At 63.2% G+C, this 13,918-nt stretch carries 5 protein-coding genes; all 5 read right to left on the reverse strand.

Going from position 1 to position 13,918, the window contains the following annotated elements:
* Positions 1–563: 563 nt before the first annotated feature.
* The 5 genes from P5205_16265 to P5205_16285 all read right to left on the reverse strand — a co-directional run bounded on the left by P5205_16265 (position 564) and on the right by P5205_16285 (position 13,676).
* Positions 564–3,683 (reverse strand): PA14 domain-containing protein, encoded by a 3,120-nt coding sequence (locus P5205_16265; protein HSA11916.1) that lies wholly within the window; start codon positions 3,681–3,683, stop codon positions 564–566.
* An 878-nt stretch (positions 3,684–4,561) separates the two neighbouring features.
* Positions 4,562–6,982, reverse strand: coding sequence for a tetratricopeptide repeat protein (locus P5205_16270; protein HSA11917.1), 2,421 nt, complete (start codon positions 6,980–6,982; stop codon positions 4,562–4,564).
* A gap of 12 nt (positions 6,983–6,994) precedes the next feature.
* Positions 6,995–8,734, reverse strand: a complete 1,740-nt coding sequence (locus P5205_16275; GenBank protein ID HSA11918.1) for a tetratricopeptide repeat protein — start codon at positions 8,732–8,734, stop codon at positions 6,995–6,997.
* Between the two features lie 105 nt (positions 8,735–8,839).
* The gene (locus P5205_16280) at positions 8,840–11,239 is read right to left on the reverse strand and encodes a tetratricopeptide repeat protein (protein HSA11919.1); all 2,400 of its coding nucleotides are present in this window, start codon (positions 11,237–11,239) and stop codon (positions 8,840–8,842) included.
* Between the two features lie 10 nt (positions 11,240–11,249).
* The gene (locus tag P5205_16285; GenBank protein HSA11920.1) at positions 11,250–13,676 is read right to left on the reverse strand and encodes a tetratricopeptide repeat protein; all 2,427 of its coding nucleotides are present in this window, start codon (positions 13,674–13,676) and stop codon (positions 11,250–11,252) included.
* Positions 13,677–13,918 lie beyond the last annotated feature (242 nt).

The raw sequence follows: 13,918 nt of genomic DNA on the forward strand, positions 1-13,918 counted from the left end.
CGTCCGGTGGTGTGGGAGGACGGTGAGGTTCTAACCCTCACCTCCTACCCGATTTGGACTTGCTGTATTCCGAGCCGCCGGCGGAGATCCACCAGCAGGGCGGGTCCCAGGTGCTCCCGCTCGAAGAGCTCTTTCGCGCGCTATAGACGTGGGAAACCTGCGCTGGAGCGGAGGCGATGCTCCAGGCGAGGAGTCCAAGTGCGAATAGCGAAGTTTTGAGGGTAAGCGGGGGCCATTCTGTTTTCATAGTGGAGCAACGCAATGATGGATTTCAGGGTTATAGCCATGTGTTTGCGGGCAACCGAAGTCCAGCATGGCCGGCCGCGGATTGCTCCCGCACTGTTGCACGGCGAGGGATCTTAGGCCGCCGCAGCCACGGCACAAGGAATTTCTGAGCGAAGTTGAGGCCGTGGGCCGCGTGGCTGCGACGAGGCTTCGGGCAGATGGCCGGAAGCTCGGGGAAGGGGAGGGCGCGCTGGCGATGGGGGATGATGCCAGGAGACAAGAAGGGCCGGGTCTGGCGACCCGGCCCTTTGAATTGGCTTCGTTAGCGAAGCTGCGGGTTAGTTGCTACGAATGGTGTAGAACTCGTTGTCGCCCGCCGGCGTGAAGATAAAGCTTCCCGGCGTGTCGGACTGGTCGGTGCCGACCGCAGTCCAACTATCCTTCCCAGGGGTCGGGATGGTGGCGGACTTGAGCAGGGTGAACGACGCGCCGCCGCCACCGGTGTAGCTGATGGTGACGGTGCCGTCGCCGTTCTTAACGATGCCAATGATGGTGACCGCCGCCTTCGGGTTGGCAACGACTGTCACCGAGCTAGGGCTGGAGGTCTCCCTCGAGCTTTCGTTATACACCACCTTGGCGGTGACGGAATGATTGCCAGCCGGCGCCGCCCACGAGTAGGAGTAGGGCGCGGTGGTATCCGTATTCAGCAAGGTTGTGCCGTTGTAGAACTCGACTGCTTTCACAATGCCGTTGTTGGCCGTGACGGCAGCCGACAGCGGGACCGGATCGGGCAGCGTGACGTTGGCCGGCGCGGTGATGGCAACGGCGGGCGGTGTCCAGGTGGCCAGGTTGGCGTACAACTGCTGGGGCGGAATAAGGCTGGTGGGAATAGACCCGCCATTGTTGGCCCAGTAGAGTTTCGCCGTGGCGGACCCGTTACTCTCGAAGAACTCCAGCAGAATGTCATGCTTGCTGGTGTTGAGAGCGACGGGGGTCGCCACGCTGGAGCTGGCGTACCTGTTAGTCCAGGCGTCAATGACCAGCACATTGTCAATCCAGAGCCGGCAGCCATCGCCGGTGTAGACGGAGAACGTGTAGGTGTCGGCGACGAGAGGCTGGACCTGTCCGTACCAGCGGACGCCGAAGTAATCGGCATTGACTCCCGGTGCGGGCGAGGCGCCGAGCCACTCGAAGTTGACCTCGAGGTCCTTGCGGTTGTTAGCAGGCGTGCCGGCCCAGGACGGGTTGTTGGCGAAGTCCCCGCCGATGGCTGGATTCCAGGACGCCAGGTTGAAGTAGTTGCCGCGGAGACCGTCGCCGGTGCCAATGACCACTTCGCCGGAGACAACCAGCAACGAGACAATGCTGCTGGTGGTGGAGCCGTAGCTGCCCTGGACGATCACGCGGTAGTTAGCGGTGTCGGTCGTTTGAGCACTGGTAATGGACTCGCTGAGGCACGGGGCGGTCGTCTGGGCAAACCAAGTCGGCTCGCCGGCGACGTATTTCTCCCACGTGTAGTATTGGATGGCGTCACCGCCCGCCGGGGCGTTGGTGGCGCCGACGCAGATGTTGGCCGGCTGGCCGGCCTGGACGACCGTGCTGACCGGCTGGTTGGTGATGATGGGCACCGCGGGGGCGAGGTGCAGCATGACGGGAGTCGCGCTAAAGGTGCACGTGCCGTCGCTGATGGTCACGGTGTAGGGGCCATCCGTTTCCTGGTCGGGCAGACCGGTCTTGGTGTAAGTCCGGGTTTGGACGCCTATGGCGCTGCCCTGGTAGTACCACTCATAGGTGTAGGTTCCACTGCCTTCCACATCGGCTCCCAGCGTGACATCGCCAAATCGGTAGAGCGGAGTCGTGTTGGTGATGCCTTTAATGGAGCCGTTGAACTTGTGGGCTTCCTCAACGAACGGAGGCAGGACCAGCACGCTCATGGTGACGGCCTGGGTGGTGCTCACCTGCGGATAGATCAGCGGGGCCTTGTTCATGAGGAGCCGCGCCCAGCGGATATTGGCATTATCCACGAACTGCCATTGCACACGCAGCGAGTTGGTTCCCAGGTAGGCTTCGTTTTGGGAGATCGCGGCGGACATGGGCGAGCTGAGGAAGTAGCCCGAGGGCGGGGTCGCCGTGGCGTTGGCGTTGGCGAAGTTGACATTGGGCGTGCCGTTATCGTAGCCCTCGAAGTCGGCGAGGATATTGGTCCCCTGCACGATCGAGTCAATGTAGATGTCGTAAGGGCCGCTGTCGAGGTCGGCGCCGTCTATGCCAATGGCGATGGATTCCAGCACGGCAAACGGGTGCGTTTCGTCATAGTCGAGGTTGCCGAGCCAGGCGCGGCATGGGTCAGTCTGCCAGTTGAAAGATATGGTTTGCCAGCAGCCGTTGGGGGTGAGTTCCCAGCCGCCGACAGGGGCGGTGGCGGAGAGGTTGCCGGCCGTCTGATCGGCCTTAACCCAGTAGAGGGTGTCGGTTCCGGGGCTGGGGGTGGCTGTGCCGATGGGGCCGGCGAGGTTAAGATTCTTCTGACAGCCGAGCGAGATGACCATTTTGGGACCACCGCTGCCGACGCCCGGGCCGGAGGGCGGTTGCGTGCCCTGGCAGGGGATTCCCTCCGGGTTGAGCACGAGCTGTGAGGCGGTGATGAGCTGGCCTCTTTGGAGCAGGACGCCGGGGTTCAGGGCCACCACCACGCGCGCGTCGGCGCCCGAGGGAGAGAAGCCGGCGGCGTTATTCGTGCTGGCGATGACGGTGTTTTGGTTGGCATAAACCGTGATGTTGGTGGCGGTGAGCTTGATGCCCGTAACGGTCACGTAATTGCTGCCGTCGGCCAGCGGGCCGGTGATGCCGGGCTGAGTCGCAACGCCCGCGCACGGTTCAATGCGTTGGAAGCGCACTTCGTCAAAGTAGGTGCGGCCAGTACCGCCAGCCACGCGCTCGAACCTGATTCGGGGATTCGCCACAGTGTTACTGATGATGGCGACAGGGTACCACTGGTTCAAGTAAGGCTGTGCGAGGTAAGGCGTGTCAATTTGTGTTTGGGCGACGCCGTTGGTGTCATAGAGGGTGCAGCCACTGACAGCGGTGACTCGCACAACGAGGTCCGCGGGGCAAGAGCCGGTGGTGCCCTTGGTCACATAGACCCTATAGCCCGGGTTGTTGTCGGTGGCCAGCGCGCTTGGGTTACCCGCAGTAGGTTGGACTTCCCAATTGGCGTTGGCGGCGGTGGTATAGATGGACTTACGCGGGGCGACGCCGGCGGGCTGCGCCGTTGAGTAGGTTGAGGAAGTTGTGGCTGCGCTAGCGCACGAAGGCGGACAGCTTCTCAGAGTGCCTCCTAGGTCTGTGGTGGCGGTAATGACGACATCTTCGGCGTGGAGTGACACGGCGCCGAAGGCGAGCAAAGCCAGGACTGCGAGGAGCAGGCCGAGCAGTGGAGGGGATTTGGTTTTATGCATAGGAGTTGGTACTGTTTTGTTTTTCATGTTTGCGATTAAAGAGTCGGGTGACTCATACGACTTTGGCCATTTTGAGTAGAACGGCGTCTGGGGTCAACACTTTTCTTTGGGGGGGGGTCACATATCAATGTGAAGGTTTTGCGGGAGAATTGCGCTTGTTTGGGTGGGCAAGGGAGACATGGGTCGCTGTGTGGTTGTTACGATCATGGCTCCGAAGTGCTGGCACCCCTCCGGGGTGCGTTGCGTTCGTGCGTCGCTCCGGTGGTCGGCACCCTTCGCCCCGGCCGACCACCGGCTACCTTCTGCCAACCCTGCGGGTTGGCTTCCGGTGGTGGGGTACGGGCAAAGTGTCCGAACTCCAACGAGCTTCCGAGCCGCCCTGGAGTCTGGCAGTGCTGGGTTGGTCAACCCGAAGGGTTGCCAGAGGGTAGCCGGAGGTCGCCGGGGATTTGGAGGCCGGCGACCTCCGGGTAACGGCGCAGCAAGAGTCCCGTACCCCGGGAGGGGTGCCAGACTCGTCGCCGCGGAGCCTGATCGCGATTGGCGTTGTCACAAAGAACCGAACTGGCACCCCTTCGGGGTGCGCGACCATCCGATGCGCTTTCCCGGTGGTCGGCCCCCCTTTGGCCCGGCCGACCACCGGCTACCTTCTACCAACCCTGCGGGTTGGCCTCCGTCGGTGAGTTCCGGGCAAAGTGGCCAAACTCTAACGGGCTTCCGAGCCTGCCCTGGAGTCTGGCAGTGCTGGGTAAGTCAACCCGAAGGGTTGCCAGAGGGTAGCCGGAGGTTGCCGGGGATTTGGGGGCCGGCGACCTCCGGGTAACGGCGCAGCAAGAGTCCCGCACCCCGGGAGGGGTGCCAGACTCTTCTCTGCCGGCCTACGGCTCGCGGAAAGGTTGGCCGGAGCGGTAGAGGTCAAGGCGGCGTTGGAAGCGGTCAGCGAGGTTGGTCTGCTCTTGCGTCGTGGCCAGGCCACAGACCTTCTGCTGGGTGGCGACCGCATCGGGAAACCGACCTGCCTCCGCGTAGGCCGCCGCGAGTGTGGAGAGGAACCAGAGGTTGGTTGAAGCGGTCAACTGGCAGGCGCGTTCGGCCAAAGTTACGGCTTTGACCCCGTCCCGCAATTCCGCGCTGGGCTGGGTGGCGAGCAGCCAGGCCAGGTTGTTGAGGACTTCGGGCCAGTCGGGCGCATGGCGGAGGGCGGCCTCGTATTCCGAGCGGGCTTCGCGGAAACGGTTCTGGCTCTTGCAGATCGCGGCCAGCACCTGGTGCGCGTCGGGGCTGCCGGGTTGCAGGCGCAACGCCTCGGTCACCTGGGCTTCGGCCTCCGCGAATCGCCTCAGGCCGGCGAGGGCTTTGCCCAGGCCGAGCCGGAGCGCGGGCGAGTTTGGCGCCGTCTTTAAGCCCGCCTGGTAGTGGGCCGCGGCGGATTCGAGTTTGCCTTGGAGGAACAGAGCGTTGGCCACCACAAGATGGGTTTCCGCCGAGTTGGAGCTGAGGCAGAGCGCAGCCAGGCCGCGTTCCACGGCCGGCTGCAGCCTCCCTTGCGCCAGCAGCAGGCGCGCCAGGTCGCTGTGCGCCTGGAATCGGTCGGGTTGGAGGCGGATGGCTTCAAGGTAGTGAGCGATGGCATCGTCCGCCCGGCCCTGGCTGGCGAGGGCTGCCGCCAGGTTGGAGTGAATTTCGGGATCCCGGGGCCGGCGTTGGAGGGCCTTTTGGAACCAGTCGGCAGCGGCGGCGAAGTCACCTTCGTTGAACGCGAGTTTGGCTATATTGGAATAGGGGTGAGCGAAGTCCGGTTTGAGTGTTATGGCGGCGGCGAATTCGGCGCGGGCTGGTTCTCGTTTGCCCTGTTCGGCCAGCGCGTCGCCCAGGTTGTCGTGCGCCACATAGTTGCCGGTGGTTACCGCCAGGGAGTGCCGGAACAGGGTCTCGCTGTCCTTCCAGTAGCCGGCCTGCATGCGGGCCAGACCGAGGCACAAGGCCACCACAGCCACGCCTGCCGCTGTCAGGGCGGTTGGGCCCAGCCGCCAGCGGCTCAACGAATCCGCCAGCAGCCAGGTCACCAGCACAAACAAGCCGATCAGCGGGATATAGGTGTAGCGATCAGCCATGGCCTGGGGTCCGACCTGCACCAAACCGATCACCGGCAGCAGGGTTGCCAGAAACCAGCACCAGCCCACCGCGACGTAAGGCCGGCTGCGGGCCCACCGCAATGCCAACACGGTTATCCCCACCAGCGCCAACAGCGCTAACAGGACAAGGGCCAGCGGCCAGCCTCCCGGATATGGATAGGGCAGGGCCAGGTGGCTGGGCCAGAACAGCTTGCCCATATACCGAAGGCAGGCCACCAGCGCATTGGAGAGTCGCGGCCAAAGCGGCAGGGATTCGACCGACAGCAGTGCCTGGCCCTGCTTCTGGGCCAGCACGGTGATGAGACTCGAGAGGGCGGCGAGGGCGAGGAAGGGCAGTTTCTCCAAGACCAGGCGGGGGAGAGGCTGGCGGCTGGAGGCTGGAGGCTGGAGTTGGAGGCGGTGGAGGGGCCAGTAGTCGAGGAGGAGCAGAAGGAAGGGGAGCGTGACCAGCATCGGCTTGCTCATCAGGCTCAGGGCGAAGAGGCAGAGGGAGAGGAGGTAGTTGAGCCAGGCTGGAGGCTGGAGGCTGGAGGCCGGAGGCTGGAGGTTAGGGGGTGAGGTGGTGCGTGGTGCGTGGTGCGTGGCGGGGAGACCCGCGACCCTGGGCCCGGGAGACTCGCTGCGCAGTGGTGACGCCGTAGAGGGTTGGACCCCAGACTTCCGAGCGTAGGCGGCATACGCCCAGATTGCCAGCAGACCGAAGAAGGTGCTGAGCACGTCCTTGCGCTCGGATACCCAGGCGACGGATTCCACGTGCAGCGGATGCAGCGCAAAGAGCGCCGCGACAAAGGCGCTACGCCACCGAGCTCCGGCCATTGTTTCGAACAGCAGGAACAGCAGAAGGGTGTTCGCGGCATGGAAGATCAGGTTCATCAGGTGATGGGGGCCGGGGTGTGGCCCGAAGATCTGCACGTCGAGCATGTGGGAGAGCCAGGTCAGCGGATGCCAGTTGGCCGAATGGGCTGTTGTGAACGCCCAGACGATCCCGGGCCAGGTCACACCCGACAGGACGTAGTTGTTCTGGGTGACATAGTCCGGGTCGTCGAAATTAATGAAGGCAAAGCGTGTCACCGGCCAATACACGGCGACCGTGACCGCCAGCAAGCCGAGGCAAATCCACAGCCTGGTTCGCCGATGAGTGACTTCAAGGTCGGTGACAAGCATTCTCGAAAGAGCCTACTTCAACCGGCGGCGCGCCAGGGCCGCCTCCAAATTTGTGCGGGCGGGGTGGTACCGTGGGTTCAGACGGAGCGCGCTTTCGTATTGGGCAATCGCTTCGTCCCAATTACCTTGCCGAGCCGCCACTGAGCCGAGCCGGCAGCGGATCGCCACGTTGTCGGGAGTGACTTCCAGGATCTGCCTGAGCACGGCCGCAGCCACGTCCAGTCGTCCTTCGGCGCAGAGGGCTTCGGCCATATTCGCCAAAGGTTTAGCGAAGGCCGGCCGGAGGGTCAAGGCGCGCGAGAACTCGGCCAGGGCATCCGCCAGCCTTTCCTCGTTCATCAACGCCATCCCAAGGCCGGCGTGCGCCACGGCATTGTCGGCGGTCACCCGCAGCGTGTGCTCGAACAGAGTCACACTGTTGCTCCAGCAGCCGGCCTGAACTCTCGCCAGACCCGCGCACGCCAGAACCGCGGCTGAGCCTACCGTCGCCAGCGCGGTCCGGCCATGCCGCCGGCTCTTCAACCAGTCCGGCACGAGCCAGGCGAGCAGCACAAACAAGCCGATCGAAGGAACGTAGGTGTAACGGTCCGCCAAAGCCTGCGAACCAACCTGCACCAAACCGATCACCGGCACCAGCGTCCCCACGAACCAGAACCACCCCACGGTCAAGGCCGGCTGCCGGCGCACCCGCCACAAGGTGACGACGGACACGCCCACCAACACCAGCCCCGCGGCCAGCACTGCGACCATCGGCCAGGATTCCGGATACGGGTAGGGCAACGCCAAGTGGCTGGGCCAGACCATCTTGGCCAAATACCGAAGATAGGACACCAGCGCGTTGCCGATCCGCGCGCCGAGCGGCAGGGCATCCACTGTGAGGAGCGCATGGGCGGCTCGCTGGACCAGAATGGTGATCACGCTGGAAACGACGGACAACAGCAGAAACGGCAGCTTCTCGCCAAGAGTTGCGAGTCGAGCGTTTAGGGTGGAGGGTCGGAGGCGGTTGAGCGGCCAGTAGTCCAGGAGCAGCAAGAGGAACGGGAGCGTCACCAGCATGGGCTTGCTCATCAGACTGAGGGCGAACAGCAGCAGTGACAGGAGGTAGCAAGGCCAGCCTGGAGGTTGGAGGCCGGAGGCTGGAGGGGTGAGAGCAGAGGAAGGTGAGTGGGGAGTTGGAACCTTGAACCCTGAACGCTGAACGTTGAACCTTGAACCCTGACCGCCGGACTTTGGGCTTTGGGCTTTGGACCGCTGCACGTAGCGAACATATGCCCCGAGGGCGAGCAGGCCGAAGAAGGTGCTGAGCACATCCTTGCGCTCTGAGACCCAGGCGACTGATTCCACGTGCAGGGGATGCAAAGCAAAGAGCGCGGCGACAAAGGCGCTTTGCCATAGGGCGCGGGTCATCCGGTCGAAAAGCAGGAACACGAGGATGGTGTTGGCAGCATGGAACAGGAGGTTGACCAGGTGGTGCAGCCCGGGCGTGAGCCCGAAGAACTGAACATCGAGCATGTGGGACAGCCAGGTCAACGGGTGCCAGTTGCCGGCGTGGCCCGTTTGGAGCGCCCAAACCACCCCCGGCCAGGTCAATCCCTGCAGGACCGGCTGGTTTTCGATGACATAGTCCATGTCGTCGAAGGTGATGAAGTCGGCGCGCGTCACTGGCCAATAGACCGCAAAGGCGGCAGCCGCCAGAGCCAGGCAAATCCACAGTCGTGCTCGCAGGAAAGTGGCTTGATGGGTGAAGGGCATGGCCGGAGCGCGGCAGTTCAAGCCGGCGATGCCAAACCTCCGCGTGGGGGCCTAATCGTTGAGCGGCAGCCAAAGGGTGCTCGCGGGTTTGGGGCCGGCATGGGATTATCTGACGCGGGTCTCACTCAGATCCCGGAAAGGTTGTTGCGAACGGTACAGCTCGAGCCGGTATGGGGCGAACGGCGGCTGGCCGGTCAGATGATACGCCGCCGCCAGGTCACAAGCCAATTGCTGATAGCTGACGGCTTCGGTGAACATGCCAGCTTCGGCGTAGGCGGCGGCGAGGGTTGCCACATAAGTTGCGTTGGTGCTGCCGGTCAGATTGCAGGCGCGCGTGGCGAGTTCCACCGCCTGGGCGGCGTCCCGTAAGGCCGAGTTGGCATGGGTCGCGCGAATCCAGGCAAGGTGGTTGAGCCCATCCGCCCAGTCTGGGTCCAGGTCCAATGCAGCGGTGTATTCGTTGACCGCCTCGCCGGCCCGATTGGAGGCCGAGTAGATGGCCGCAAGGAGCTGATGCGGCTCGGCGTTGGCGGGTTGCAGGCGGGCCACTTCCTTGAGTTGAGATTCGGCTTCCTGGAGTTTGTTCTGGCTTACGAGTGCCTTGGCCAGGTTCAACCGGGCGTCGAGATTTCCCGGATCAAGCTTCGCGGCGGTGGCGTAATGAGACGCGGCGTCGGCGAATTTTTCCTGGAGGAACAATGCGTTGCCGGCGTTGAAGTGGGCCTGGGGGAAGTCCGGTTTGAGGCGCAGGGCGGCCAAGGCATGAGGGAGCGCAGCCGCGGGGTTGCCCTGGGCGAGGAAAAGGCTGGACAGGTTGTTATGGGCCGGCGCCAGGTTGGGATCGAGGCGCAGCGCCTCAGAGTATTCAGCCATGGCTTCAGTGACTCGTTGCTGATCCGTCAAGGCAACCGCCAGGTTATAATGGGCCGTGGCGTCCTGAGGGCGCGACCGGACCGCTTGCTGATACAGTCGCAAAGAGGCCTCGGAGGTGGTGTTCGTGCTCAGGCGGCTGGCCAGCGAGTTCAGCACCGGAAGGTAGCCTGGGTTGATCTTGACCGCTTCGGCGAACTGAGCCTCGGCTTCCGACAGGCGGCCGCTGGCGGCCAGTTCTTCGCCCAGTTTGCCGTGCGCGAGGAAATTGTCCTTCGTCACAGCGAGCGCGTGCCGGAACAACGTCTCCGTGTTCTGCCAGTGCGCGAGCTGCCGTCGGCTGAGGCCGGCGGACAGCAGCAGGAGAATGACGGCGCCAAATGCGAGCATCCTGGCCGGGCGCGGCCCCCGGCGGGACCATTCGGCCGCCGTCCAGACCAAGCCGAGGAACAGGCCCACCAGCGGGAGGTAGGCGAAGCGGTCCGCCAGGGCTTGCGCGCCGGCCTGGATCAGCCCGATGGTCGGCACCAGCAAGCCCGTGAACCAGAACCAGCCAACGAAGAGATAGGGACGGCTTCGCGCGGTTCGGACCACCAGCGCCGTCAGCGCCAGCAGCAGCAGGCCGGAAGCGGCGACAGTCCAGAGGGGCCAGGCGGCCGGGAACGGGTAGAAGACTGCGAGCTTCGCCGGCCAGAGCGCGTTTCCCAGATAACGAGCATAGGATACCAGGGCGTTTTCGAGACGAAATCCCAGCGACGGACCGGAGCCCGGATCCAGCATCCCCAGGCCGCGATGGGCTTGAACCGTAATCACGCACGAAGCAGCCGCCAACAGTAGAAAGGGGAGCTTTTCGAGGACCAAACGGCGGATCGGGGCGCGGGGTAGTGGAACCTGGGCGTGCTGGAAATTGGGGAAGCCCCGGCGGTTAAGGGGCCAGTAGTCGAGCAGCAGCAACGCGAAGGGCAGCGCCACGAGCATCGGCTTGCTCATCAGGCTCAGGGCGAAGAGGCAGAGCGAGAGAAGATAGAGGATGGAGAATGGAAGATAGGAGGTGGAAGGGCCGGGCGAAAACCTCAAACCTTGAGCCTTGAACTCCGAATTTCGAGCGTCGGATTTCGGATTTGGCGGCGACTTCTGGCCCTGGTTCCTGGACCTTGTCACATAAGCCGCATAGGCCCAGATCGCCAGCAGTCCGAAAAGGGTGGCCAGCAGATTCTTCCGTTCGGCCACCCAGGCGACGGTGTCCACTTGCAGCGGGTGGAGGGCGAAGAGCCCCGCCAGCACTGCGCACCGCCAGAAGGCTCCGGTCATCCGCAGGAACACGAGGAAAAGCAGCGTGGTGTTGAGCAGGTGGAACAACACGTTCATGAGATGATGGCCGGCGGGTTTGAGGCCGAACACCTGGCAATCCACCATGTGCGAAATCCAGGTCAGCGGATGCCAGTAGGTCCGCTCTCCGTGGAGTCGGCCGAAGGCCCAATTCACTCCCGCCCAGCTCAGTCCTTTGGAGACGTGTTGGTTTTCAGTGACATAGGAAAGGTCGTCATAATTGATGAATGCGTGGCGGCTGACCGGCCAGTAGACCGCAACGATGGCAGCCGCCAGCGCCAGGCAGAGCCACGGTTTCGCCGACATGGAATTGACTTTACGGACGGTGGTACGCATGTCCAGAACGATACACTTCAAGCCGCTGGCGGAGCGACTCGGCCTGAGCGGTATGGCCTTGAGCGATCGCGAGGTCACAGACTTTTTGTTGCGTGCTCACCGCATCGGCAACTCTTCCAGCCTCGGCATAAGCGGCCGCCAGCGTGGATAGCATCGATAAATTGGTGCCCCGCGTCAACCGGCAGGCGCGCTCCGCGAGGGGAACGGCCTGAGCGCCGTTGCGCACCTGCGGATCAGAGTGGGTCGCGAGGAGCCAAGCCAGGTTGTTTTGCACTTCCGGCCATTCCGGATTCAAACGCAGGAGTTCCGCATACTCCCGGGCCTGCTCGCGGGGGCGGTTTTGAACGGAATACAGCGCCGCCAATACACGATGGGCTTCGATGCAGTCAGGCCTTAAACGCAGGACTTTGCGAAGGTGCGTTTCCGCTGTGTCGTGCTGCCCCAGGTCTTGAAGGACCTGTGCGCAGTTCAGATGTGCCTCCCAGAAATCCGGGCTGACGGCGGTAGCGGCCTGATAGTGGGCGACTGCTTGTGCCGGCTTGCCCAGAAGTGTCAGGGCTTTGGCTGCATTAAAATGCCCCATGGGCGAATTCGGATCGAGGCGGAGAGCCGCCAGACCGTGCGTCAATCCCACATCCGGTTTACCGCAAGCGATGAGATGCGCTGCCAAGTCATTCCGGGTGTCCAGGCAGTCGGGATCGATGGCAATAGCTGCCTCGAAGTGCCTCGTGGCGTCATTCGATTCGCCCTTTCTGGCCAGAATCCCGGCGAGCAGATAATGAGCGGGCGAGGTTTGCGGATTCTGCGCGAGGGTTCGCTCGAAGAAGGCGGCTGCTTCTTCGTCTTTTCCGGTCTTCACGAGAAGCCTGCCCATGTCTACGAGCGCCGGGAGGGCATCCGGGTGGATTTGCAGAGCGGTGGCAAGCTCGGCTCTGGCCTCGTCGTGCCTGCCTTGAGTCAACAGGCCAGAACCAAGCATGCTGTGGGCCAGGAAATTCCCGGAGGTGACTCGCAGCGCATGCCGGCAAAGCGCTTCGGTACTGCGCCAATGGCTGAGTTGGCGCAGGGTTGCCGTGAGGCAGGCGAGGAGAGCGATTGAACCCAGCACAGCAAGAATGGCTTGCCGACCGCGCCACCGATGTAGGAGTTCGGATGCCCCCCAGACAACGGCGCAAAACAGCCCTACCAGCGGAAGGTAACCGTAACGGTCTGCCATAGCTTGAGTGCCGGCCTGGACCAATCCAATTGTCGGCACCAATGTTCCCAGAAACCCAAACCAGCCTACAGCGCAAAAGGGCCGTCGGCGGACTGATATCAGCGCCACTACCGACAATGCTAACAAGAGCAGGCCTGCCGACAGTACTGCGCCAGTGCTCCAGTCCTGGCGATAGGGATAGAACATGGTCAGGGAGTGGGGCCAGAATGTCTTGCCCAGGTAGGAGAGATACGCCATCACCGCGTTGCTGATGCGTTCAAGCATTGGAAACTCCTCCGAAGAGCCAACCGCGCCTCCCCGGCGCTGGGCGATGAGGGTGACGGTGCACGAGAATGCCGACAGTGCGAAGTAGGGCAGTTTCTCAAGAACCAAGCGCAGTAATAGAGTGGAGGCAGGAGGAGTGTCGCGTGTTGCTTGTTGGGTGTTGAGTTGGAGGCGGTTGAGAGGCCAGTGATCGAACAATAGCAGAAGGAAGGGGAGTGTTACGAGCATCGGCTTGCTCATCAGGCTCAGGGCGAATGAGAGGAGGGAGAGAAGGTAGTAAGGCCAGGCTGGAGGCTGGAGGCTGGAGACTGCAGGCTGGAGGATAGGGGATGAGGTGGTGCGTGGTGCGTGGTGCGTGGCCGGGACTCCCGTGGTTTTGGAATTGGGAGTCTCGCCGCGTGCTGGCGACACTGCGGCGGGGTGGACCCCGCACTTCCGGGCGTAGGCGGCATACGTCCAGACTGCCAGCAGACCGAAGAAGGTGCTCAGGACATCTTTGCGTTCGGACACCCAGGCGACGGATTCGACATGGAGGGGGTGGAGGGCGAAGAGGGCGGCCACAAGCGCGCTGCGCCACAATGCTCCGGTCATTCCCTTGAGCAACAGGAAGAGCAAGAGCGCGTTGGCGGCGTGAATGCCAAGGCTGACGAGGTGGTGCGGCCCGGGTTTTAGTCCGAAAAGCTGCACGTCAAGCATGTGGGAGAGCCAGGTGAGCGGATGCCAGTTGGCGGCATGGTCCGTTGTGAAAGCCCAGAGCATGCCTGCCGGCGTCACCCCGCGACGAACGTGAGCATTCCGGGTGACATAGTCCGGATCGTCCAAGTTGATGAACCCGTGCTGTGTCACCGGCCAGTAGACCACGAAAGTCACGCCAACCAGCAAAGCGCAGACAAGAGCCGGTTGGAAATGTCGGTTTCCGCCCGCCATACTCAAGCGCAGTCATAATGCAAGGGCGACGGACCCTGCGCAAGAGGGGAAGGTCTCCTGCTGCTTCCCGCGGGAGCACTCTTCAGCGCATGATCCTGTGACGGCGCTGCCAAGCTGGCTTTGCAACGGAGGCCTATTACCCGAGAGCAATGAATGGGCAGCAATTGAGTCCGGGTGCTGATCACGGAGGCTCAGCGCGTATGCAAGAAGCTGCCGAAGGCGCGCGGGCATCCTGCCCGCTT

Source organism: Candidatus Paceibacterota bacterium (assembly GCA_035452965.1).
In the GTDB taxonomy this organism is placed as follows: Bacteria; Verrucomicrobiota; Verrucomicrobiia; order Limisphaerales; family UBA8199; genus UBA8199.

What these genes read in the sequence shown, in the direction of transcription:
- P5205_16270 (HSA11917.1), bottom strand. Translation starts at nt 6,982, where the DNA reads ATGCTTGTCACCGACCTTGAAGTCACTCATCGGCGAACCAGGCTGTGG.
- P5205_16285 (HSA11920.1), bottom strand. Translation starts at nt 13,676, where the DNA reads ATGGCGGGCGGAAACCGACATTTCCAACCGGCTCTTGTCTGCGCTTTG.
- P5205_16275 (HSA11918.1), bottom strand. Translation starts at nt 8,734, where the DNA reads ATGCCCTTCACCCATCAAGCCACTTTCCTGCGAGCACGACTGTGGATT.
- P5205_16280 (HSA11919.1), bottom strand. Translation starts at nt 11,239, where the DNA reads ATGTCGGCGAAACCGTGGCTCTGCCTGGCGCTGGCGGCTGCCATCGTT.
- P5205_16265 (HSA11916.1), bottom strand. Translation starts at nt 3,683, where the DNA reads ATGCATAAAACCAAATCCCCTCCACTGCTCGGCCTGCTCCTCGCAGTC.